The organism is Pseudomonas sp. LBUM1647, from assembly GCF_059716175.1.
The window spans coordinates 1,139,678-1,162,024 of sequence record NZ_CP166809.1 but is presented as its reverse complement, the minus strand read 5'-3'; the positions used below and the strand labels follow the sequence as shown (position 1 = coordinate 1,162,024).

General features: G+C 57.6%; 22 protein-coding genes and 1 pseudogene. 8 read left to right on the top strand and 15 right to left on the bottom strand.

The window, feature by feature from the left end:
• Positions 1-5 precede the first annotated feature (5 nt).
• Complete coding sequence (locus ACA059_RS05180) at positions 6-1,019, top strand: sensor domain-containing diguanylate cyclase (RefSeq protein WP_497632975.1); 1,014 nt, start codon at positions 6-8, stop codon at positions 1,017-1,019.
• A 19-nt stretch (positions 1,020-1,038) separates the two neighbouring features.
• On the opposite strand, the gene msrA is transcribed toward ACA059_RS05180, so the two are convergent.
• Positions 1,039-1,746, bottom strand: a complete 708-nt coding sequence (gene msrA / locus ACA059_RS05175; protein WP_497632974.1) for a peptide-methionine (S)-S-oxide reductase MsrA — start codon at positions 1,744-1,746, stop codon at positions 1,039-1,041.
• A gap of 40 nt (positions 1,747-1,786) precedes the next feature.
• Positions 1,787-2,305: a peptide-methionine (R)-S-oxide reductase MsrB gene (gene msrB, locus ACA059_RS05170; RefSeq protein WP_497632973.1), complete on the bottom strand. Its 519-nt coding sequence runs from the start codon at positions 2,303-2,305 to the stop codon at positions 1,787-1,789.
• Between the two features lie 151 nt (positions 2,306-2,456).
• Between msrB and ACA059_RS05165 the strand changes: the two genes are divergently transcribed.
• The 4 genes from ACA059_RS05165 to ACA059_RS05150 all read left to right on the top strand — a co-directional run bounded on the left by ACA059_RS05165 (position 2,457) and on the right by ACA059_RS05150 (position 6,106).
• Positions 2,457-3,173: a response regulator transcription factor gene (locus ACA059_RS05165; RefSeq protein WP_123365373.1), complete on the top strand. Its 717-nt coding sequence runs from the start codon at positions 2,457-2,459 to the stop codon at positions 3,171-3,173.
• Positions 3,170-4,687 carry a sensor histidine kinase gene (locus tag ACA059_RS05160; RefSeq protein ID WP_497632972.1) on the top strand — a complete coding sequence of 506 codons (1,518 nt, stop codon included), beginning with the start codon at positions 3,170-3,172 and terminating at the stop codon, positions 4,685-4,687. Before ACA059_RS05165 ends, ACA059_RS05160 begins: the two co-directional genes overlap by 4 nt.
• Positions 4,688-4,751: 64 nt before the next feature.
• Positions 4,752-5,264 (top strand): hypothetical protein, encoded by a 513-nt coding sequence (locus ACA059_RS05155; protein ID WP_497632971.1) that lies wholly within the window; start codon positions 4,752-4,754, stop codon positions 5,262-5,264.
• A 137-nt stretch (positions 5,265-5,401) separates the two neighbouring features.
• Positions 5,402-6,106: a hypothetical protein gene (locus ACA059_RS05150; protein ID WP_497632970.1), complete on the top strand. Its 705-nt coding sequence runs from the start codon at positions 5,402-5,404 to the stop codon at positions 6,104-6,106.
• A 74-nt stretch (positions 6,107-6,180) separates the two neighbouring features.
• Here ACA059_RS05150 and ACA059_RS05145 read toward each other — a convergent pair whose 3' ends face one another.
• Positions 6,181-6,675 (bottom strand): RidA family protein, encoded by a 495-nt coding sequence (locus ACA059_RS05145; RefSeq protein WP_497632969.1) that lies wholly within the window; start codon positions 6,673-6,675, stop codon positions 6,181-6,183.
• A gap of 100 nt (positions 6,676-6,775) precedes the next feature.
• Between ACA059_RS05145 and ACA059_RS05140 the strand changes: the two are divergent.
• Positions 6,776-7,298, top strand: a pseudogene (locus ACA059_RS05140) (PLP-dependent aminotransferase family protein); the annotation flags it as partial.
• A 223-nt stretch (positions 7,299-7,521) separates the two neighbouring features.
• Here ACA059_RS05140 and cyoE read toward each other — a convergent pair.
• The 12 genes from cyoE to ACA059_RS05080 form a co-directional block, all read right to left on the bottom strand.
• Positions 7,522-8,409, bottom strand: coding sequence for a heme o synthase (cyoE, locus tag ACA059_RS05135; RefSeq protein ID WP_095132943.1), 888 nt, complete (start codon positions 8,407-8,409; stop codon positions 7,522-7,524).
• 11 nt (positions 8,410-8,420) lie between these two features.
• Positions 8,421-8,756 (bottom strand): cytochrome o ubiquinol oxidase subunit IV, encoded by a 336-nt coding sequence (gene cyoD / locus ACA059_RS05130; protein WP_008147629.1) that lies wholly within the window; start codon positions 8,754-8,756, stop codon positions 8,421-8,423.
• Positions 8,757-9,383, bottom strand: a complete 627-nt coding sequence (locus ACA059_RS05125; protein ID WP_008147627.1) for a cytochrome o ubiquinol oxidase subunit III — start codon at positions 9,381-9,383, stop codon at positions 8,757-8,759.
• Between the two features lie 3 nt (positions 9,384-9,386).
• The gene (cyoB, locus tag ACA059_RS05120; RefSeq protein WP_497632968.1) at positions 9,387-11,417 is read right to left on the bottom strand and encodes a cytochrome o ubiquinol oxidase subunit I; all 2,031 of its coding nucleotides are present in this window, start codon (positions 11,415-11,417) and stop codon (positions 9,387-9,389) included.
• 3 nt (positions 11,418-11,420) lie between these two features.
• Entirely contained in the window at positions 11,421-12,365 is a 945-nt protein-coding gene (cyoA, locus tag ACA059_RS05115) for a ubiquinol oxidase subunit II (RefSeq protein ID WP_497632967.1), read from the bottom strand.
• 815 nt (positions 12,366-13,180) lie between these two features.
• Positions 13,181-13,690: a disulfide bond formation protein B gene (locus ACA059_RS05110; RefSeq protein ID WP_497632966.1), complete on the bottom strand. Its 510-nt coding sequence runs from the start codon at positions 13,688-13,690 to the stop codon at positions 13,181-13,183.
• Between the two features lie 190 nt (positions 13,691-13,880).
• On the bottom strand, positions 13,881-14,657 hold the full coding sequence (locus tag ACA059_RS05105; protein WP_497632965.1) for an ABC transporter substrate-binding protein: 777 nt from the start codon (positions 14,655-14,657) through the stop codon (positions 13,881-13,883).
• Positions 14,658-14,864: 207 nt separating this feature from the next.
• A complete protein-coding gene (gene moaE / locus ACA059_RS05100; RefSeq protein WP_046045949.1) occupies positions 14,865-15,317 on the bottom strand; it encodes a molybdopterin synthase catalytic subunit MoaE in 453 nt (150 codons plus the stop codon).
• Positions 15,318-15,320: 3 nt separating this feature from the next.
• On the bottom strand, positions 15,321-15,563 hold the full coding sequence (gene moaD / locus ACA059_RS05095) for a molybdopterin converting factor subunit 1 (protein WP_461961263.1): 243 nt from the start codon (positions 15,561-15,563) through the stop codon (positions 15,321-15,323).
• The gene (gene moaC / locus ACA059_RS05090; protein WP_033061025.1) at positions 15,560-16,033 is read right to left on the bottom strand and encodes a cyclic pyranopterin monophosphate synthase MoaC; all 474 of its coding nucleotides are present in this window, start codon (positions 16,031-16,033) and stop codon (positions 15,560-15,562) included. The genes moaD and moaC overlap by 4 nt, the downstream gene beginning before the upstream one ends.
• 236 nt (positions 16,034-16,269) lie before the next feature.
• Entirely contained in the window at positions 16,270-17,664 is a 1,395-nt protein-coding gene (locus tag ACA059_RS05085) for a PhoH family protein (RefSeq protein ID WP_129438280.1), read from the bottom strand.
• A 335-nt stretch (positions 17,665-17,999) separates the two neighbouring features.
• On the bottom strand, positions 18,000-19,124 hold the full coding sequence (locus ACA059_RS05080) for a polysaccharide deacetylase family protein (protein WP_497632964.1): 1,125 nt from the start codon (positions 19,122-19,124) through the stop codon (positions 18,000-18,002).
• Between the two features lie 232 nt (positions 19,125-19,356).
• Here ACA059_RS05080 and yaaA point away from each other — a divergent pair, with 232 nt between their 5' ends.
• On the top strand, positions 19,357-20,136 hold the full coding sequence (gene yaaA, locus ACA059_RS05075; RefSeq protein ID WP_497632963.1) for a peroxide stress protein YaaA: 780 nt from the start codon (positions 19,357-19,359) through the stop codon (positions 20,134-20,136).
• Between the two features lie 807 nt (positions 20,137-20,943).
• Positions 20,944-22,260 (top strand): nucleotide sugar dehydrogenase, encoded by a 1,317-nt coding sequence (locus ACA059_RS05070; RefSeq protein ID WP_497632962.1) that lies wholly within the window; start codon positions 20,944-20,946, stop codon positions 22,258-22,260.
• Positions 22,261-22,347: the final 87 nt, after the last annotated feature.

Below are 22,347 nucleotides of genomic sequence, written 5' to 3'. Positions count from 1 at the left end.
CGGAGATGGGTGAAGCGTCGAATATTGAGCCGTTGAAGTTCAATCTGTCGGATTTGAACGAAGACATGCTGCACACCATTCTGGAACTGGTCAGCGACGGCATCTGGGACTGGAACGCCAACACCGGGTTCGTCTATCGCAACCCCGGGTGGTACGAGATGCTCGGCTACCCGCATCATTCCCTGGATAACAACGTGTTGACCTGGGAAAACGTGATCCATCCCGACGATTACCAGCAGGTCATGGCACTGTTCGATGACTACCTGAATCAGCGCGCCCCCGGCTATCAGGCCGAGTATCGCTGCCGCATGCAGGATGGCAGCTATACCTGGATCGAAGACCGTGGCTACGTACTGGCACGCAATGCCGACGGCTCGGTGGCGCGGATGGTCGGCGCGCACCGCAGCATCGAAGACAAGAAGCGTCTGTACGAAGCGCTTGAGCGGCGCAACCAATCCCTTGAAGCAATCGTTGAAGAACGCACCCGAGAGTTGTCTCGCGTCAATCAGCAACTGCAAATCCAACTTGAAGAAAACCGCAAACTGGCGGAAACCGACGCACTGACATCGATCGCTAACCGCTATCGCCTGGAAAAAGCCCTGCCCCAGGAATGCGACCGCGCCCAGCGCTTTCGACAACCGCTGTCGCTGATCGCCATGGACATCGACGACTTCAAGAACATCAACGATCACTATGGCCACGCGCTGGGCGATGCGGCATTGGTGCAGGTGGTCGATTGCGTGAAGCACTGCGTGCGTGAAGGCGATCTTCTCGCGCGTTGGGGTGGCGACGAGTTCATCCTGATCCTACCCAACACAGCCCTCGCCGATGCCCGGGCCCTCGCCGAACGTATCCGCCATGGCCTTGCAAGCCTGCTGCCAGTGGGGGACTTTCAAGTGACCATGAGTTTTGGCGTGGTTCAGCGCTTTGACGAAGAACAACAGACCGGACTGCTGGCCAGGGCTGATCAGGCGCTGTATCGGTCGAAGATCGCGGGCAAGAATGTGATATCGGGGTAAGGGCTATGCCCTTCACTTCTCACATCCCCGCCTTCACCAAAACCGGTTTCTCCTGATACCGATCCGGATACAGCTGCTTCAATTGCGCGACCTTCGGCAGATCGTTGATCACGATGTACGGATAGGTCGGGTGCTCGGTCAGAAAGTCCTGATGTTCCTCCTCCGCCGGGTAGAAACCGTTATAGGTTTCCAGTTTTGTGACTATCGGTTTGTTGAACGAATGGGCGGCGCCGAGCTGGGCGATGTAGGCCTGAGCGACGCGCTGCTGTTCGCTGTTTTCCGGGAAAAGCGCCGAGCGATATTGAGTGCCGCTGTCAGGTCCCTGACGGTTGAGTTCGGTAGGGTTGTGAGCCACCGAAAAGTAGATTTGCAGCAAGGTGCCGTAGCTGACCTGACGGGGGTCGAACGTAACTTCGACGGATTCCGCATGACCGGTATCGCCACTGCTGACCCGCTCGTACTGAGCAGTGTTGGCTGCACCGCCGGCGTAACCAGAGACCGCTTTCTTCACCCCTTTGACATGCTGGAACACGCCTTGGACGCCCCAGAAGCAACCGCCGGCAAAGACCGCCCTTTCGCTGTCGGCCTGGGTGGTTTCGTCGAGGGTGGGTGGAGGAATAATGACCGCGTCTTCCGCCGCACCGAAGGAGAACGCCAGGCATTGGCCGATGACGCCGGCAGCGGCCACGCCCAACAGGGTGCGGCGCCAGGTGAATAGGGTTTTCATAAGGCTGATTCCTGAATGAATGAAAGGAAGTACCCGCGGATCAAGCCGCCTGCGGCACAAAAGTCATCGCCAGGCCGTTCATGCAGTAGCGCAAGCCGGTGGGTTTGGGCCCATCGTCGAAGACATGGCCCAGATGACCGCCACAACGCCGGCAGTGGACTTCTTCGCGCAGCACCCCGAAGGAGCGGTCCTGACGAGTGGCCACAGCCTTGTCCAGCGGTGCCCAGAAGCTCGGCCAACCGGTGCGGCTGTCGAACTTGGTCGCGGAAGAAAACAGCGGAAGGTCGCAACCGGCACAGGCAAAAGTACCTTCACGGTGCTCGTTGTTCAGCGGGCTGCTGTAGGCCCGTTCGGTGCCCTCTTCGCGCAGGATTTCGTACTGCTCGGCGCTGAGCATGGCGCGCCATTCGCTGTCGCTGTGAGTCACCTCGAATACCTCCGCCGCGCTGGCGTCACTGACCAGCGCAGAACGCGCGGCAAATTTTGGCAATACACCGATGACCAGGGCTGCAGCGCCTAGCCCGCCGCTTGCTACGAGAAACTGTCGCCGTGAAAACATGGTCGTCTCCGAAAAATCCAGGTGCCTGTCATGGAACACAGCCTAGGCTTGGGTTGATCGCCAAATCCTCACGAGAAGTTAAACAATTCGTGATAACTCAGGCCCCGGAAAACCCGCACAATGCGCTCATTGCGCCGAAGGATTGAGCTTGATGGAACAGACCAAACGCGTCCTCGTGGTCGAGGACGACCTGCATATCGCCGACCTTATCTGCCTGCATCTACGCGATGAGCAATTCGAGGTGGTGCACTGCGCCGACGGCGATGAAGGCATGCGACTGCTGCAGCAAGGAAGCTGGGACGCACTGATCCTCGACCTGATGCTGCCCGGCGTCGACGGCCTGGAAATCTGCCGCCGTGCCCGCGCCATGGCCCGCTACACACCGATCATCATTACCAGTGCGCGCTCCAGCGAAGTGCACCGGATTCTCGGGCTCGAACTCGGCGCCGACGATTACCTGGCCAAACCCTTTTCCATGCTCGAACTGGTGGCCCGGGTCAAAGCGCTGTTGCGACGGGTCGACGCCATGGCCCGCAACCTGAAAATGGACGCCGGCAGCCTGATCACGGACGGCCTCTCCATCGACCCGATCACGCGCGATGTGTCCCTTGACGGTCGACGCCTCGACCTCACGCCACGGGAGTTCGACCTGTTGTATTTCTTCGCCCGTCAGCCCGGCAAAGTGTTCTCGCGCATGGACCTGCTCAACGCCGTCTGGGGTTACAGCCATGAAGGCTACGAGCACACCGTCAACACTCACATCAACCGCCTGCGGGCAAAGATCGAAGCCGATCCAGCGCAACCGGCGCGTATCCTCACGGTGTGGGGACGAGGCTACAAATTCGCGGCCAGGGAGGAGCAACCGTGAGACTGACCCTGACTCAGCGCCTGTCACTGGTATTCGCCGTGTTGCTGCTGGTGTGCTGCGGCACGTCGGCATGGATGCAGGTGCGCTCCAACAAGATGCATGAGCTGGAAGTGGTGCAAGGACTGTCGCGGGATCTGGCCCGGCACATCGCCCACGACACCGTGCTGATGGACACCAAAGGCCTGATGCCCGACGCCGTGCGCGACCTGTTCAGCCAACTGATGCTGGTCAATCCCAGTGTCGAGGTCTATCTGCTCGACCCCGAGGGCCGGATTGTCGGCAGTGCTGCGCCCGAGGGTCGGATCCGCCGGGAGCGGGTCGATCTGGCGCCGATCCAGCGTCTGCTCAATGGCGATGCCCTGCCGGTTCTCGGTGACGATCCGCGCAGCGTCGATGGCCGCAAAGTGTTCAGCGCCGCGCCATTGCAGGTCAATGGAAAACCGGTGGGCTATCTCTATGTGGTGCTGCTGAGCGAAGAGCACGACCGCTTCGCCGAACGCGGCGCCACCAGCGCCGCCCTGAATACCGCGCTGTTGTCCATCGGGCTGGTGGCGCTGCTGTGCCTGATTGCCGGTCTCACGGCATTCGCCCTCATCACCCGACCTTTGCGCCGTTTGACCGAAACCGTCAGCCAGTTCGACATTGATGGCGCTCCGGTAACGCCGCCGGCATCCGTCCCGGTGGAAAAAGCCGCCAGCCACGATGAAATTGCCATACTCGACGCGACCTTCCGGCAGATGCAGGCGCGCCTCGGCGAGCAATGGCGTTCGTTGACCCGCCAGGATCAGGAACGCCGTGAACTGGTGGCAAACATCTCCCACGACCTGCGCACGCCTCTGGCCTCGCTGCACGGTTACCTGGAAACCTTGTCGCTCAAGGACGCCACGTTGTCACCCGCCGACCGCCGCCGTTACCTGGGCATCGCGCTGGATCAAAGCCGCAAGGTCGGTGGACTGGCGCAATCGCTGCTGGAGCTGGTGCGCCTGGAACATGGTTTCGTGCAACCGGTGCTGGAGCGCTTCTCGCTGACCGATCTGGTGCAGGACATTTTCCAGAAGTTCGAACTGACGGCCGAGGCACGTCACGTCGAACTGAAGGCCACCTTCGCACCCAATGTTTCAGCGGCCTGCGCCGACCTTGGATTGATCGAGCGGGTGCTCACCAACCTGTTCGACAATGCCCTGCGCCATACTCCTCAAGGGGGGGAAATCGAGCTCAGCCTGCGCCCTCAAGGACCTTTTATTGAAGTCACCGTCAGCGACACCGGCCCCGGCATCACTGCCGAACTGCGCGAAGGTCTGTTCCTGCGCCCGTTCAACATTGGCGGCGCACGCCGTGACGGCGGACTGGGGTTGCGGATCGTGCACCGGATCCTGCAATTGCATGGCCGCGAGATCCAGCTGATTGATGTTCCCGGACGCGGCGCGACCTTCCGCTTTTCGTTACCGGTGGATCAGCAAACGGCCGAGCAATTGTCGGTTCGGTCGATGAATCTGAATACGCTGGGGAAATAGTCGACAGCCTGGGCCACAGCAACGGCTAATATCCCGGCTCCCATTTCGGCAAGGACGCTGCGCGATGCTCAACACCCTGCAAAACACCCCGCTGTGGGTTTACGCGATATTTCTGCTGCTGTGCTACTACGGTGTCAAAGCCCTGTCCCCGACCCGTGAAAGCAAAACTTCATTGCTCGTCACAGCGCCGATATTACTGAGCTGGTCACTGTATTCGCTGAACCTGACGCTGAATCCCCAGCTGTCGGTCAGTTGCTGGTTGGCCGCCGTCATCCTGGGCAGCCTCGCGGCGCTGCTGATTTTCCCACGCAAGGGCATTGAGCTTGATGGTCCGCAAACCGACCTGATCGTGCCGGGCACAGCAAAAATCCTGGCGCTCTACCTGCTGTTTTTTGCGGTGAACTATTACTTCGGCTACCAGGATGACGTTCACCCGGAATTGGCCGCCACCCTTGATATGTTGCTGCTCAAGGCGTCGGCTTCGGGTTTTGTCTGTGGACTGATCAGCGGTCGGGCGTTGAAGTTTTATCGGCTGCTGACACTTCAGGCAAAACGCCCCCCGATAGTCGCCAGTTAAAAGCCGCTGTACCAAAAATGATGACCAGCCGCCTGTTCATCCGTGACAACGCCGCCTCGGTCCAATAGATTAGGCGGTTTGAAAAGGCCTAGAGCTTTCTCGCCTCAACCCAAGTTAAAAGAAGTAGTGAAATTTCAATGTCCGATTCCAATACCGCTGAATCCGTAGTCACCTTGTCGTCCAAAGCGGAATACGAAAACTCCATCAATCTTTCACAGCACGTGCCCCAGGCCAAGACCATCAGCGAGATGGTCCTGGACGCTTTCCAGTCCACCCGGGAAAGCGACCAGATCCGCGAGCTGCGCGCCGCGATTCGCCACGCTCACGACAGCTTCGACGACGATAAAGCCTACGAATTGATGGGCGAACTCAAGCAGCTCAAGGACGCCGAGGCTGCCGACATTGCTGCTCTGGAAGACTTGAGCAGCAAATTCCCGATCAGCCGGATTCTCTCCAGTTTCAAGGACGACCCGGCATTTCAGGAATTGGTCTATGGCCTCGCACTGAAAGTGCTGAACCAGACCCACCAGGCCATCAGCAACCCGAGCAGTGGCAAAAGCAAAGCGGCTCGCGCCAAGAAAGATGTCGAAGTGTTCACCATCAGCAAAGATGGCATCAGCGTGACGCTGCCACTGCGCACCCCGCGTTCGCGACTGAACGTTGACCGTGAAGCGCTGGAGTTCCTGGGCTTCACCTTCGTCGGCGAAGGCGAAGAAGCGGAGCTGGAAAGCGAGACCTTCCTGGACAATGCCGGGGCCGAACAAGCGGTTAACCGCAAGAACATCATCACCGCGCTTCAGCAGCAAACTGCGTTCGATGGCTACAGCATCGCCGCGCAGTAACACACGCCATCGATGACTGAAAAGGCCCGCACTGAGATTCAGCGCGGGCCTTTCTATTGCCTGCAGCTTCATCGTTAGAGCGTTGTTGGCCGTATCGCCACGATCATGTCAACTTCAATGGCTGCGTCTTTCGGCAGTTGATAAACGCCGATCGTGGTTCGTGTATGTTTACCGGCATCGCCCAGTACATGACTGAAAACGTCCGACGCACCGTTGGCCACTTCGCTCAAATCGACAAAATCCGCGGTGGACTTTATGTAAACCGTGATGCGCAATAGCAACTTGATCTTGTCCAGCGAACCGATGGCATCAACAATCAATGCCAGACCGCGCAACGCACTGATGCTGGCAGCGCTCTGTGCATCTGCCAGCGTCAGATCCAGGCCTACCCTGCCCGGATACTGAATTTCACCATTCATCCGCGGCACCAGACCGCTGATGTAAAGCTCATCGTGATGCCGCACTAACAGCGAGTAATGCCCGCCGGCCGTATTCTCGCCGTAGATATCGTAGCCGAGCTCTTTTGCCAGTGCGATGAATCGTTCATCGCAGGTCATGTGTTCAGTCATCTCTCCTCCCCGATAAAAAATTGGATCCATTTTTTTGACAGATTAGCCCAAAGATCTCGACTCGGGGGCTGGCCTATGAAAATCAGCTTGGATCAAATTGAGTACCGTGCAGGCCATCGACATGCTGATGCGCCTGCTGGTCAAGCCCGGCGACACGGTGCTGCTCGACGATCCGTGTTACTTCACCATGCACACCAATCTGGCCTTGCATGGTGTCAGGGACATCACCATCCCCCGCGGGAGCGACCGCATGGACCTTGAGGCCTTCGAGCGACTGCTGATTGCCCATCGTCCCGTGCTCTACATGACCCTGACGGCTAACAGCCGCGTCAGCTACGCGGTACTGTCACCGCAACTGGCCGCACGGCTGGTTTCGCTCAAAATGGCCACCGGCGGCATGACCTCGAAACTGGCAGAGCAGATTATCTGCACGATGCTCAGTGATGGCAGCTATGCCAAAAATACCCGGCGCACGGTGGATCGGCTTTGAAATCGACCTCGTGCTGGCGCCCGGCACCCTGCTCAGCAAAGCGCCGAGCGCTAGCCACTTCCTGCGTTTCAACGTGGAGCACAGCGATAACAGCCAGGTGCGGGAGCGGTTTTTTCGATTGCTCGATAGCTGAGCAATATCCCTGAAACGCCATCTCTTGATACACCGCGGTGCGGCCTTCGCGAGCAGGCTCGCTCCCACAGGGGCTCAGCATCGTACCCATAACTAGCGGCAACGCAGATCCAGTGTGGGAGCGAGCCTGCTCGCGAATGGGGCAACTCGGTCCACCAGAGCCCCCCCAACAAAAAACCCCGCGCTTCTCTCGAGGGCGGGGCTTTTTGTGCAGCATCCGGATCTTAAGGTGCGTACGTCAGCAACAGCTCACTCGGCACTTTAAAGTCCAGCGACATCATCACGCTCAACGCGGTAATGGTGAAGATCGAGAACACGAACAGCTTGCGTGCCCAGACCGTGTCATCCACTGCCTTGTAGCCGGTCCAGGCCATGTACAACCAGTACATGCCCATGGCCGCGGCGACGGCGAGGTAGCTCATGCCGGCGTAGCCGCTGAAGGTCAGCATCAAGGTCGCCACGAGGAACGCCAGGATGTAGAGCAGGATGTGCTTCTTCGCCACTTGAATCCCGCGCTTCACCGGCAACACCGGAATCGATGCAGCCAGGTAATCGTTGAAGCGGAAGATCGCGATGGCGTAGGAATGCGGCATCTGCCACAGGCTGAACATCACCAGCAACGTCAGTGCGGCCATGTCGAAGCTGTTCGTCACAGCAACGTAGCCAATCACCGGCGGCATGGCGCCCGACAGACTGCCCACCAGCGTGCCGTGAACCGACTTACGCTTGAGGTACAGGCTGTAGAAACCGACGTAGATGACAAAGCCGATCACCGCGAACAACGCGGCCAACGGGTTGGCCACTTTGTACAACAGTGCAACGCCGAAAACACCCAGGACGGTCGCAAAAGCCAGGGCCAGTTTCAGGGAGATCAAGCCCTGGACCAGCGCCCGGTTTTTGGTGCGTTCCATCTTCAGGTCGATGTCGCGGTCGATGCAGTTGTTGAACACGCAACCGGAAGCCACCACCAGCGACGTGCCGATCATGGCGGCCAGGAAAATGGCCAGATCGACATGCCCTTTCGAGGCCAGGAAAAATCCGCCCGCCACAGAAAGCACGTTACCGAAAATGATCCCCGGTTTGGTGATTTGGATAAAGTGCTTAAAGGACATCCGGACTTTCCTCAGTGCGCCATCATGTTGGAGTGGATGCTGAACATGATCCACAGCGACAGGCCTACCAACAGAACGATTACCAGTGCAGCGAAGACAAACGCGATCACGTTGTTACGCTGGGCAGCGGAGCGGTCCAGGTGGAGGAAGTACACCAGGTGCACGAGCACCTGGATCACTGCGAAGGCCAGTACGATCCACAGGGTCAGGGCTTTCGGCAGCGATGGGTACATCACCAGGCCGAAAGGAATGACCGTCAGGATCACCGACAGAATGAAGCCGATAGCGTAAGACTTGACGCTGCCGTGGCTGGCGTCGTGGCTATCGTGGGAATGAGCGTTAGCCATTTACATAGTCCCCATCAGATAAACAACGGTGAATACGCAGATCCACACCACGTCCAGGAAGTGCCAGAACAGGCTCAGGCAGCTCAGACGCGTCTTGTTGGTCGCCGTCAGGCCGTTTTTCTGCACCTGATACATCATGATCGCCATCCAGATCAGACCGCTGGTCACGTGCAGACCGTGGGTGCCGACCAGGGTGAAGAACCCGGACAGGAAGCCGCTGCGGCTTGGACCGAAGCCCTCGGAGATCAGCATGTGGAACTCGTTGATCTCCATGCCGATGAAGCCGGCACCGAACAGGAAGGTCATGCCCAGCCAGCCCAGGACCTGGTTCTTCTTGCCCTTGAACAACGCCAGCATGGCGAAGCCGTAGGTGATCGAACTGAACAGCAGCAGAGCGGTTTCGCCCAGTACGTATGGCAGTTCGAAGATGTCGTGGCCCGACGGGCCACCCGCTACGTTGTTAACCAGTACCGCGTACGCCGCGAAGATCGACGCAAACAGAATGCAGTCGGTCATCAGGTAGAGCCAGAAACCGAATACGGTCATCTCGCCCGAGTCGTGGTGATGGTCGTCGTGCCCATGGTCCGTGCCATGGGCGTGTCCAGCAGTGGTCACTAAGTTCGACATGGTTTAAGCCTGTTCCAACGAGGTTTCAACACGGGTGGCGGTGGCTGGAACTTTTCCGGCCGCTACCAGACGCTTGTGCTGCTCGGCTTCGATGCGCTCGATCACGTCGACCGGCACCATATAGCCCTGATCATCGCGGGCAGCGTGGATCACGAAGTAGCCCACGGTGCCAACCAGGCCAACGATGGCCAACCACCAGATGTGCCAGATCATCGCGAAACCGAACACGGTCAACAGAGCACCCATGACCACACCGGTCGCGGTGTTGTTTGGCATGTGGATCGGTTCGTAACGGGCCGGAGCCTTGTACGCGGTACCGTTTTCCTTGGCTTCGGTGAACGGATCGATGGTTTCCGCTTTTGGCAGCACGGCAAAGTTGTAGAACGGTGGTGGCGACGAGGTCGACCATTCCAGCGTGTGCGCATTCCACGGGTCACCGTGTTCGCACATGTTTTCCGGCTTGTTGCGATCACGCACGCTGACGTACAGCTGAATCAGCTGGCAGGCGATACCGACCGCGATCATCACCGCACCGAACATGGCAACGTACAGGTACGGCACCCACTCAGGGTTGGTGGTGGCGTTCAGACGACGGGTCATGCCCATGAAGCCCAGTGCATAGAGCGGCATGAACGCGACGAAGAAGCCCGAAATCCAGAACCAGAACGCTGCCTTGCCCCAACCTTCGTGCAGCTTGAAGCCGAACGCTTTAGGGAAGTAGAAGCCGAAGCCTGCGATGTAGCCGAATACCGCGCCGCCGATGATCACGTTGTGGAAGTGAGCGATCACGAACAGGCTGTTGTGCAGGACGAAGTCCGCACCCGGAATGGCCAGCAGTACGCCGGTCATGCCGCCGATGGCGAAGGTCACCATGAAGCCCAGGGTCCACAGAACCTGGCTGGTGAAACGCAGACGCCCTTGGTAAATGGTGAACAGCCAGTTGAATAGCTTCACCCCCGTCGGGATCGAAATCAGCATCGTCGCCAGACCGAAGAAGGCGTTGACGCTGGCACCCGAACCCATGGTGAAGAAGTGGTGCAGCCAGACCATGAAGCCCAGGATCGAGATCGCGCCCGATGCGTAGACCATCGAGTGGTGGCCGAACAGACGCTTGCCGGTGAAGGTCGAGATGACTTCGGAGAAGATCCCGAACGCCGGCAGAATCAGGATGTAAACCTCGGGGTGACCCCAGGCCCAGAACAGGTTGACGTACATCATCGGATTGCCACCAAGTTCATTGGTGAAAATGTGGAAATCCATGTAACGGTCAAGCGTCAGCAGTGCCAGGGTGGCGGTCAGGATCGGGAACGAGGCCACGATCAGGACGTTGGCCCAGGTGCAGGTCCAGGTGAAGATCGGCATGTCCATCAGCTTCATGCCCGGGGTACGCATTTTCAGCACGGTGGCCAGGAAGTTGACCCCCGTCAGCGTCGTACCCAACCCGGATAGCTGTAGCGCCCAGATGTAGTAATCCATCCCCACGCCCGGGCTGTATTGCAGGCCCGACAGCGGCGGATAGGCAACCCAACCGGTCTTGGCGAATTCGCCGACGCCCAGGGACAGGTTGATCAGCACCACGCCAGACACCAGCAGCCAGAAGCTCAGGGAGTTCAGGAACGGGAAGGCAACGTCACGCGCGCCGATCTGCAGCGGCACGGCAAGGTTCATCAGGCCGGTGAAGAATGGCATCGCCATGAAGATGATCATGATCACACCGTGAGCGGTGAAGATCTGGTCATAGTGTTCAGGCGGCAGGTAGCCAGGCGAACCCTCGGTGGCCATGGCCAACTGGGTACGCATCATGATGGCGTCGGCAAAACCGCGCAGCAGCATGACCATGGCCACGATGATGTACATCACGCCGATTTTCTTGTGGTCGACCGAGGTCAGCCACTCGGACCACAGGTAGGTCCACTTCTTGAAATAGGTGATTGCAGCGAACAGCGTCAGACCACCGAGCGCGATCATGGCGATGGTTATCATCACGATCGGTTCGTGGAACGGGACCGCTTCCCAACTTAATTTACCAAACATCGTTTACTCCTCTGCCCCGGCAGCTGAATGCGAACTCATGTCCATCCCTTCCATGGCGGCCATTTCGTGCTCTTTCTTCTCGTGGTGCATTGGCTTGCCCGGATTCATGCCTTCGTACTTGTCGACGATGATCTGGAACAGGTTCGGCGTGACCGAGGAGTAGAGCTCGACTGGGTTGTTCTGGCTTGGCTTGGAAAGGGCTTCGTATTCAGCTTTTTCAAGCTGTTTAGGTGCCTTTTTGACTTCGCTGACCCAGGCGTCGAAATCTTCCTGAGAGGTGGCGATAGCTTTGAATTTCATGCCGGTGAAACCAGCGCCGCTGTAGTTGGCGGAGATACCGTCCATTTCAGCGTTCTGGTTGGCGATCAGGTGCAGTTTGGTCTGCATGCCGGCCATCGCGTAGATCTGGCCGCCCAGGGCCGGGATGAAGAACGAGTTCATCACGGAGTCCGAAGTCACCTTGAAGTTGATCGGCGTGTGCGCCGGGAACACGATCTTGTTGACGGTGGCGATGCCTTGCTCCGGATAGATGAACATCCACTTCCAGTCCAGCGCGACCACTTCAATGGTGATCGGCTTGACGTTGGATTCCAGCGGCTTGTAAGGATCCAGCGCGTGGGTCGACTTGTAGGTGACATAACCCAGGGCAATGATGATCAGCACTGGAACAGCCCACACTGCGATTTCAATCTTGGTGGAGTGCGACCATTTCGGCGTGTAGACGGCGTCGGTGTTGGACGCGCGGTATTTCCAGGCGAACAGGAAGGTCATGACGATGACCGGAACCACGACCAACAGCATCAGCAGCGTTGCGGTGATGATCAGGTTTCGCTCGTCCAGGCCGACCTGGCCCTTGGGATCGAGCAAGGTCATGTTGCAGCCTGACAGCAACAACGTGCCGATCAGCGGCAATAAGCCTAGTAGTCTGGGGTACCTGTTTTTACTCATCTCACGACCTCTAAAGCAGCTTGCGCAATGCAGTTGGGTTTTGATCGCCAACACTTCACCCTGCCAAGGGTTGGCATTTTTCTTGGATTGAATAAGTGGCTGCCCGTCGCGCGTCAGACGCAGTTCGACAAATCCTGGGCCAGCGTTGAGTTCTTATTCGAATTCGTGGTCAAAGGCCTTGTTACAGACCAATTCCATTTGGTGCGGATAATTGGAAGGCACCGACACCTGGGAGTCGCATGAAGCCAACGGGCCTCTCGACGCCCTATTCCTGCTCAGGGATGAGCAGTGCCGGGAATTCAGTGCGGGCGATTGTAGATATGTAACGTTTTATAAACCATGTCTCATCCCGAAATAATTTTTATCCATTCCAGCAACAATCATTAACGGTATTTGCAAAAGTGCGCCATGGTATCGAAATTCATTCTCAACAAAAACACCAAAAATTGTAGGTCTACCTCAGGCAGTTCAGACAGTATCGAAGGCTCTGCGCCTTCCTTCGACTCTGCCCTAGCCCCCATATGACAAGGGCTCTGGCAATTCGCCAGGGCCTGTTAAAACTGCCTGTTCCGGATTTTTGGGGCTGAAGTCGCCAGACACTAAAAAAGGCCAATTTTGTTGCGCGACGGTGTACCAATTCGGCGCCTGGAAATGCCTTGCGACACTCCCGCTGTGACAACATGTCGCACACGTGCCGCACCCATACTTGTCGCGCATCAAGGTCATTTTGCCTGCGCCCTGAAATGCAAAACGCCCCGGCCCCCTCAACGAGGGCCGGGGCGTTTTTTTGTATGGCAGCGATGCGGCGGATGACTTCAGCGCAGGGCTTTGCGGTTACGCGACGTGAGCAGCGGCACCAGCACCACGACCAGCACAAAGGCTAGCAGCGCCCACTGTGCAAGCGACAGACCGAGGATCGGCGGGTACGGCGTGGAGCAGAAACCGTCGACCTGGAAGCCCAGCGGGAAGATCTTCGCCAGTGGCAAACCGTCGACAATCGGTTGCAGTACATCGACGCCGCAGCTGACCGCCGGATAGAACTGGGTATAGACGTGATGCCCGGCCACTCCGACGCCTGCAAGGGCGCAGATCACCACCAGGGTTTCAAATACCGTGATGCTGCGGCGGCTGCGCATGGCCGCGCCGATGAACGCGAAGAGCGCGATCAGCAGCAACGCATAACGTTGCAGGATGCACAGCGGACATGGCGCCTCGCCCAGAACAATTTGCATGTACAGCGCGCCACCGATCAGCCCCAGGCAGATGATGCCCAGCAACACCAGATAGCGCCGTTCGCGGCCCAACCGCATCGTTTCCTCGCTCATTGCGTTTCCCTTCTAAATTTCGATTGCCCAGAAGTCTACACGCTGGCCCTGACCTTTGAGAGTCCGGCGCGCACAGCTGGGTATCGGGGAATAGACGACGAGCCGGTTAAGAAGGGATTAACTTTGAAGCATTTTTCAAAAATCGGCACCGCGCGGGGGCTTTCAAAAGAAAGCCCCCGCTAGCGATTGATCAGTCGCCATAGATATCAGACTTGAAGTATTTCTCTGAAATCTTCTGGTATTCGCCACTGGCGCGAATGCCGTCGATGGCCGTGTTCAGCTCGGAGACCAACTCGGTGTTGCCCTTGCGCACCGCAATCCCGGCGCCCTCGCCCACGTATTTCGGATCTTTGAGCTCCGGCCCGACAAAGGCATAACCTTTGCCACGAGGCATCGTCAGGAAGTCATTCAGCGGGATGGTGTCGGCAAAAATGGCATCGAGGCGACCGGCAGCCAGATCCATGTAGATCTCTTCGTTGTTGCCGTAACGCTTGACGTTGACACCCTTCGGTTCAAACACCTCAGTCGCGTAGCGGTCGGTAGTGGTTGCGCGCTGCACACCGACCGTCTTGCCCTTGAGGCTGGCGTACTGGTCATCCACGACTGCGCCGTCCTTCATCACCAGACGCGATGAGGTGAAGTAGTACTTGTGGGTGAAATCCACCGACTTCTTGCGGTCTTCGTTGATGGTCATGGAAGACAGCGCCATGTCGATTTTCTTCACTTTAAGGGAAGGAATCAGACCGTCGAACTCACCTTCGACCCAAACGCACTTGACCTTCATCTGCGCGCACAGGGCATTGCCGATGTCGTAGTCGAAACCGACGATCTCGCCTTTGTCGGTTTTGGACGCGAACGGTGGATAAGCCGCTTCGATGCCGATGCGCAGGGTTTTATCGGCGGCGAACAGGCTGCTGCACGCCAACAGGCTCAGAGCCAGACCGGTGATGAGGGGGAATTTCTTCATGTTCGTTCTCTCGCGGGTTGTTGTTGGTTTGGCAAGACAGAAGAAAGAGCAAAAACGGGGAAGCGCTTTTTGTACTTATAATTCCATACTGGACTTTTATGTATAGGCCGTCAATCAGGGCGATCGAGGATGTGTGGGGCGGTGGTCGGGCGGTGGGTCATTGGGATTTTTGGTGTTGCTGATGGCCTCTTGCAGACACCGCAGGAACTACTGCTTCCAGCGATCCGCCGCCGCATGATCGCTGTCACGCCCTTCAACCCAACGCGACCCGTCAGGGGTGTTTTCCTTCTTCCAGAACGGAGCACGGGTTTTCAGGTAGTCCATGACAAAGGCGCAGGCATCGAACGCGGCCTGTCGGTGGGCGCTGGCGGCGCCGACGAAGACGATCGGTTCACCCGGCTCCAGGGCGCCAATGCGATGCAGCACTTCAAGCTTGAGCAGCGGCCAGCGCTGCTCGGCCTCTGTGGCGATCTTGGCGAGGGCTTTTTCGGTCATGCCCGGGTAGTGCTCAAGGAACATCCCGGCGACGTCGAGCCCGTCATTGAAGTCGCGAACATAGCCGACAAAACTCACCACCGCACCGACGCCCACATTGGCGGCGTGCATGGCGTTGACTTCAGCACCCGGATCGAACGCCGTGGACTGCACACGAATCGCCATGGCTCAGCCTCCGGTCACGGTCGGGAAAAATGCCACTTCATCGCCATCGCTCACCGGCTCATCGAGCTGGCACAGGTCTTCGTTGCGGGCGCACATCAGGTTTTGCTCGCTCAACACTTCGGCACCGTCACGCTGGGCCAGCAGCGCGCGCACATCGTCGACGGTGGCGAAGTTGCCTTCGACCTTCACCGAGTCCACGCCGAGCGCTTCACGGTAACGGGCAAAAAATTTCACGGTGACGTTCATGGTTGATCCGCCTGGAAATGGCCGCTCTTGCCGCCGAGCTTCTCCAGCAGCCGCACGCTTTCAATAGTCATGCCGCGATCCACGGCTTTGCACATGTCGTAGATAGTCAGCGCCGCGACGCTGGCGGCGGTCAGGGCTTCCATCTCTACGCCGGTCTGCCCAGACAACTTGCAGCGCGCGACGATGCGCACGGTGTCGTCGCCTTCGGCACTGAGCTCGACCTTGACGCCGGTGAGCAGTAGCGGATGGCACAGAGGGATCAGATCGCTGGTTTTCTTCGCGGCCTGAATGCCGGCGATACGCGCCACGGCGAACACATCACCCTTGGGGTGACCGCCGCTGACTATCATCTGCAGGGTTTCGGGCAGCATTCGCACGAGGGCTTGGGCCGTTGCTTCACGGAACGTCACGGCTTTTTCAGTGACGTCGACCATATTGGCGCGACCTTGGGAATCGAGATGAGTCAGCACAGGGATACTCCTGATCAGGAGCACCGATTGTAAACCTGCGGGTCAAAATTCCGCACGCTTGATTATCAGACCACCACAACCCCTTGTGGGAGCGGGCTTGCTCGCGAATGCGTCGTTTCAGTCAATATTAATGTGGCTGACACACCGCTTTCGCGAGCAAGCCCGCTCCCACAAGGGTTATGTGTGGGGCATAAAAAACCGGGCGACTTTGCGGCCGCCCGGTTCGGATGAAGCAGTTACAAATGCGATTCGGCGTATTCGGCCAGAATCGAACGTGGCACCCCTTGCAGGGTGATGTGCACACCGTTGGGGAAATCCTTGAAGCGTTCTGTCAGGTACGTCAGCCCGGAACTGGTCGCGGACAGGTAAGGGGTGTCGATCTGCGCCAGGTTACCCAGGCACACCACTTTGGAACCGGCGCCGGCACGGGTGATGATGGTTTTCATCTGGTGCGGCGTGAGGTTCTGGCATTCATCGATCAGGATCAGACTCTGCTGGAAGCTGCGGCCTCGAATGTAGTTGAGGGATTTGAACTGCAACGGCACTTTGCTGAGGATGTAATCGACACTGCCATGGGTGTTTTCGTCATCCATGTGCAAGGCTTCGAGGTTGTCGGTGATGGCGCCCAGCCAAGGCTCCATTTTTTCCGCTTCAGTGCCGGGCAGGAAACCGATCTCCTGGTCCAGGCCCTGCACGCTACGGGTCGCGATGATCCGGCGATAGCGTTTGCTGACCATGGTCTGCTCGATCGCCGCCGCCAGTGCGAGGATGGTTTTACCGGAACCTGCTGCCCCGGTCAGGTTGACCAGGTGGATATCCGGGTCGAGCAAGGCGTACAGCGCCAGGCTTTGATAGATGTCACGCGGTTTCAGGCCCCAGGCTTCCTGGTGCAACAGAGGTTCCTGATGCAGGTCGAGAATCAGCAGCTTGTCTTCCTCGATCTCCTTGATCCAGCCGACAAAACCCTGTTCGTCGATGATGAACTCGTTGATGTGCACCGCCGGCAGGTTGTCGATCAACTGCACCTGGTGCCAGGTGCGGCCATGATCCTGACGGGTGTCGACATTCCTCACACGATCCCAGAAGGAGCCGGTCATGTTGTGATAACCGTTGGGCAGCAGCGACACGTCATCGACCAGTTGGTCGGTGCTGTAGTCCTCGGCCGCAATCCCGCAAGCCCGGGCCTTGAGGCGCATGTTGATGTCTTTGGTAACCAGCACCACGGGCAGTTTTGGTTCGCGCGCGTGCAGGTCGATCAACTGGTTGATGATGATGTTGTCGTTCAGGTGCTCGGGCAGAATGATGTTTGGTTCGGCACGTTTGCTCATCAAAATTGACAGCAAACCCTTGGGCCCACTCTTGCCGCGCTGGATCGGCACACCGAGTTCGACATCTTCGGGGCTGGCATCGCCCAAGGTTTTGTCGATCAGGCGAATCGCCTGGCGGCATTCTGCAGCCACACTGTGATGCCCGCTCTTGAGCTTGTCGAGCTCCTCAAGCACGGTCATCGGGATGGCGACGTGGTGTTCTTCGAAGTTAAGCAGGGCGTTTGGATCGTGAATCAATACGTTGGTATCGAGTACATAAAGGATTGGCTGGTTGGAGGAAGAACTACGTCCGTGATCATCCATACTCGGTCACCTTTGTGGGAGCCAGTCGACGCAATACCGTGACAGTGCTGCGCCTCGAAGTGGCCACCGAATTCACCTGCGGGGACTCAAGTGAACTGCATCAAGCTGGGTCTTGGAAGACGCCACCTGTGTTGCAGGTTTCGGCGGTCTGTCTTCGTAATACTCCAAAACCCATGACAGAAAAAAGTACTTTGACGTTTTTTTGAAGTTTATTTTTCAGAGTGACGAATAGCCCTTGGCGTGCAGGCAATGTGCCGTTAAAGTCGGAAGTCCGCCTGCACCGAATTCTCTTCCAAAATTGCCCTCGACCCAATGTTTACGGGCTTTCGTCGTTCTCAGCGAAACGCATCCTGACAGTCTTCCCAACCGATCCCGCTTGGCGCCGTTTGTGTAATGAGCCAAGGCATCGCCGTTTTCACGGCATCCTGCTTAACGTTGAAATTGATCACCCCATGCCGCCACAACAGCATCAGGGTCAACACCCGTTGCGCGCTCTGATTGCCCTTTAGTTTGCCCGCACCGTCCTGGGCATCGATATCCCACAGCGCCACCTGCAAGCCCTGGGATTTGAAGAAGCCTTCAGCGTCAGACCGACGCTGACCATCGGGCGGCCGAAACAATGGCACGTAGTTCTCGGGCAGTTTGCTTTTGACCAGTTCGACGCTGCGTCGCACCGAGTCCTGCCAGTCCTGCCAGTGGCTGTGGGAGCGAAATTCCCAGCCTTGCGCGCCAATGCACTGCTTCGAGTACGTCGCTTGCAGGCTGGCTACCGAACGATCGGCCAGACGGGCCTGGATGTCCTTGCCGAGGACGAAGAACGTGCCACTCATGTTCGACTTGCGCAGGTATTCCGTGGCCCAGGCGGTGTTATCCGGCGAGGCATTGGCGGCACTGTCGAAGGTCAGCAAAAACAGCCGGTCATGCATCTGATCGCCGTTGCGCTCATAGTCGCCAAAACGATCGACTTCGCTGCTGGTTTGCGGAAACAGCGCTGCCTTGCGCAATTGCTCGTCCAGGTACAGGGCGTGGAACAGTCGGCTCGGCTCGGCCCACTTTATGTAGTAGCTCTCATCGCTGACCTGAAACTTGGCGGCTTGCTGGCGCAGGGTGTCCATGTCTTCGACCAGGAAACAGAAGGAGGCATCCTGATCACAGCTCTGCTGGGCGTAGTTGTAGTTGGTCAGCAGCCGCTGCCACAGGCGCTGGCGCAGGTTGTTGATCGATTCCAGATTGACCGTGCGCAACCCCAGGCGCTGGGCCAGGCTCACTTCATCCAGGGACTCGCTGGCCAACAGGACGCGAGAAAACATGAGGATCTCCGCCCGTGATGCCACATCAAACAAGGTCGGGCTGTTGAGCTGTTCAGGCCAGGTGCTGCGATCAAGCGTCGCCACATCGCCCGGCGCCGCCATGGCACCGAAGCTCAACAGCCAGGCCGAGAATAGAAAAACGATACGCAATGGGATGTCTCCATAACAAAACCCGCGCGGCACTATATCGCGGGAAGATCAAAAGATCGCAGCCTCGCTTCGCTCGACAGCTCCTACAGATGTACGCGCACTGTAGGAGCTGTCGAGCGAAGCGAGGCTGCGATCTTGTTCCATGACACCACCGATCACCTATGACGCTCATAGCTGGAGTCAACACGGACAACCCCCTAGAATCGCCCCCACGATTAAAGGAGACGACTTCATGCTGATGGTGATTTCCCCCGCCAAGACCCTCGATTACGAAACACCGCCGGCGACCCAGCGCTTCACCCAGCCACAATACCTCGACCATTCCCAGGAGCTGATCCTGCAATTGCGCGAGCTGGCCCCTGCGCAGATTAGCGAGTTGATGCACGTCTCCGACAAGATCGGCGGGCTCAACGCCGCGCGTTTCGGCAGTTGGACGCCCGCGTTCACTCCGGAAAATGCAAAGCAGGCACTGCTGGCATTCAAGGGCGACGTCTACACCGGGTTGAATGCTCAAACCTTCAGCGAAGCCGATTTCGATTATGCCCAGCAGCACTTGCGCATGTTGTCCGGCCTGTACGGCCTGCTGCGCCCACTGGACCTGATGCAGCCGTATCGACTGGAGATGGGCACCAAACTGGCGAATGTCCGTGGCAAGGACTTGTATGCCTTCTGGGGCACACGGATCAGCGAATGGCTGAACGAAGCCCTGGCCGATCAAGGCGATGACGTGCTGCTGAACCTGGCCTCCAATGAGTACTTCTCGGCGGTCAAACGCAACGCCCTGAACGCACGCATCATCAATACCGAATTCAAGGATCTGAAGAACGGCCAGTACAAGATCATCAGCTTCTACGCGAAAAAGGCCCGCGGCATGATGAGTCGCTTCGTCATTGAAGAGCGCATCAACGACCCGCAAGCCCTCAAGCAGTTCGACGTACAAGGTTATCGCTACAGCGCCGAGCAGTCTAAACCGGACAATCTGGTGTTCCTGCGCGATCACGCCCCCGAGTAAGCACCCGATTGGTGCACGCCTCATTAACGGGTCGTGCGCCACGTCCAATCGTCCTACAATACCCCGCCTCATTCGTCATTTTACTGACGCCAAAAATCAATCACCCGATTTTCTAACTTTAGTTTCACTCGACTTTGCTGAATTTTTTCAGTAGTGGCACTGAAATTTTTTATCGGTAGTGGCACATAACTATCTAACCCAACAATAACCCTATGTATCAAGGGCGAAACAGGCGTTGCTATCAATATGAAAGCAGTGCCATCTTTTTCAATATTTCAAGAAATTTCAGAATTCGCGATGGGCGGACAGGAACTATGTCCAAATGCGTCGCTCATACCACCGGTAACCATTCTCTCTGAGCTTGTACGAGATAACTTACGCAGAGAAGAGATTCACATAGCAAAGTTGTCACATTAACTTCTGCTTACTGATCCCTGATTTGGGCAACACATGAAGGACAGGAGATAAGCATCATCAATATCCCCTACAAGGCCAAGGCTGCGCCCCTATAAACGTGCTCACCTGAGCACCCAACCGCTTGATTTACGGGCTTCTGGCCTGGCATTGAGCGCGCAAGACCTTTGCACGAATGTCTTCTGATTAGAAGATCAGCTGCATAACAGGGCACGCCATAACAATAAAAGCCTAGTTGCGCACATCTTGAGTGAACTTATTTAGACACTCGGAACTTATATGCCTGCACGCGGCATTGTGGCGCCTTTAAGGCGCACTTCCGAGTGCACTATCACCGCTGAACACCATTAACTCCGGCCATGTAATGGCTTGATAAACACAGAGGTAATTGCGATGCGCATCAGCATATTTGGTTTGGGTTACGTCGGCGCAGTATGTGCCGGTTGCCTGTCTGCACGGGGCCATGACGTCGTTGGCGTCGATGTTGCCAAAGACAAAATCGATATGATCAACGCCGGTAAATCGCCGATCGTTGAACCGGGTCTGGGCGAGCTTCTGCAGAAGGGTATCGAGACGGGCAAATTGCGCGGCACGACCAACTTCGCCGAGGCGATTCGCGACACCGACCTGTCGATGATCTGCGTCGGCACGCCGAGCAAGAAGAACGGCGACCTGGAACTGAACTACATCGAAGCTGTGTGCCGCGAGATCGGTTTTGTCCTGCGTGACAAGACCACCCGTCACACCATCGTAGTTCGCAGCACCGTACTGCCAGGCACCGTGGCAAACGTAGTGATCCCGATCCTCGAAGACTGCTCCGGCAAGAAAGCCGGTGTCGACTTCGGCGTTGCAGTGAACCCTGAGTTCCTGCGTGAAAGCACCGCGATCGCCGATTACGACCTGCCTCCAATGACCGTCATCGGCGAGTTCGACACGGCTTCGGGCGACGTTCTGCAATCGCTGTACGAAGAACTCGACGCTCCGATCATCCGCAAGGACATCGCAGTGGCCGAGATGATCAAGTACACCTGCAACGTGTGGCATGCCACCAAGGTGACCTTCGCCAACGAGATCGGCAACATCGCCAAGGCCGTCGGCGTCGATGGTCGCGAAGTGATGGAAGTGGTCTGCCAGGACAAGACGCTGAACCTGTCCCAGTACTACATGCGCCCTGGTTTCGCGTTCGGCGGTTCCTGCCTGCCGAAGGACGTTCGCGCCCTGACCTACCGCGCCGGTTCCCTGGACGTGGAAGCACCACTGCTGAACTCGCTGATGCGCAGTAACGAGTCCCAGGTGCAGAACGCCTTCGACATCGTCACCAGCCACGGCAAACGCAAAGTCGCCCTGCTGGGTCTGAGCTTTAAGGCCGGTACTGACGACCTGCGCGAAAGCCCGCTGGTTGATCTGGCGGAAATGCTGATCGGCAAGGGCTACGACCTGAGCATCTACGACACCAACGTCGAATACGCCCGTGTCCACGGTGCGAACAAGGATTACATCGAGTCGAAGATCCCTCACGTCTCGTCCTTGCTCAACGCCGATTTCGACGACGTGATCAACAACTCCGACGTGATCATCCTTGGCAACCGTGACGAGAAATTCCGCGCCCTGGCGCAGAACGCTCCACACGGCAAGCAAGTGATCGACCTGGTCGGCTTCATGTCCCAAGCCACCAACGTGAGCGGCCGGACTGAAGGCATCTGCTGGTAATGCGGTCGTAGGAGCTGTCGAGTGAAACGAGACTGCGATCTTTCCAGGTCCACTTGAGTTTCAAGCGAAAGATCAAGAGATCGCAGG

Excerpts from the sequence above, each read along its gene's own strand:
- yaaA (WP_497632963.1), top strand. The coding sequence starts at position 19,357 with ATGCTGATGGTGATTTCCCCCGCCAAGACCCTCGATTACGAAACACCG.
- ACA059_RS05110 (WP_497632966.1), bottom strand. The coding sequence starts at position 13,690 with ATGAGCGAGGAAACGATGCGGTTGGGCCGCGAACGGCGCTATCTGGTG.
- ACA059_RS05180 (WP_497632975.1), top strand. The coding sequence starts at position 6 with ATGGGTGAAGCGTCGAATATTGAGCCGTTGAAGTTCAATCTGTCGGAT.
- ACA059_RS05145 (WP_497632969.1), bottom strand. The coding sequence starts at position 6,675 with ATGACTGAACACATGACCTGCGATGAACGATTCATCGCACTGGCAAAA.
- ACA059_RS05105 (WP_497632965.1), bottom strand. The coding sequence starts at position 14,657 with ATGAAGAAATTCCCCCTCATCACCGGTCTGGCTCTGAGCCTGTTGGCG.
- moaD (WP_461961263.1), bottom strand. The coding sequence starts at position 15,563 with ATGAACGTCACCGTGAAATTTTTTGCCCGTTACCGTGAAGCGCTCGGC.
- ACA059_RS05070 (WP_497632962.1), top strand. The coding sequence starts at position 20,944 with ATGCGCATCAGCATATTTGGTTTGGGTTACGTCGGCGCAGTATGTGCC.
- ACA059_RS05155 (WP_497632971.1), top strand. The coding sequence starts at position 4,752 with ATGCTCAACACCCTGCAAAACACCCCGCTGTGGGTTTACGCGATATTT.
- cyoE (WP_095132943.1), bottom strand. The coding sequence starts at position 8,409 with ATGTCCTTTAAGCACTTTATCCAAATCACCAAACCGGGGATCATTTTC.
- msrA (WP_497632974.1), bottom strand. The coding sequence starts at position 1,746 with ATGAAAACCCTATTCACCTGGCGCCGCACCCTGTTGGGCGTGGCCGCT.
- cyoD (WP_008147629.1), bottom strand. The coding sequence starts at position 8,756 with ATGGCTAACGCTCATTCCCACGATAGCCACGACGCCAGCCACGGCAGC.
- cyoB (WP_497632968.1), bottom strand. The coding sequence starts at position 11,417 with ATGTTTGGTAAATTAAGTTGGGAAGCGGTCCCGTTCCACGAACCGATC.
- ACA059_RS05165 (WP_123365373.1), top strand. The coding sequence starts at position 2,457 with ATGGAACAGACCAAACGCGTCCTCGTGGTCGAGGACGACCTGCATATC.
- ACA059_RS05150 (WP_497632970.1), top strand. The coding sequence starts at position 5,402 with ATGTCCGATTCCAATACCGCTGAATCCGTAGTCACCTTGTCGTCCAAA.
- msrB (WP_497632973.1), bottom strand. The coding sequence starts at position 2,305 with ATGTTTTCACGGCGACAGTTTCTCGTAGCAAGCGGCGGGCTAGGCGCT.
- cyoA (WP_497632967.1), bottom strand. The coding sequence starts at position 12,365 with ATGAGTAAAAACAGGTACCCCAGACTACTAGGCTTATTGCCGCTGATC.
- ACA059_RS05125 (WP_008147627.1), bottom strand. The coding sequence starts at position 9,383 with ATGTCGAACTTAGTGACCACTGCTGGACACGCCCATGGCACGGACCAT.
- moaE (WP_046045949.1), bottom strand. The coding sequence starts at position 15,317 with ATGGCGATTCGTGTGCAGTCCACGGCGTTCGATCCGGGTGCTGAAGTC.
- ACA059_RS05085 (WP_129438280.1), bottom strand. The coding sequence starts at position 17,664 with ATGGATGATCACGGACGTAGTTCTTCCTCCAACCAGCCAATCCTTTAT.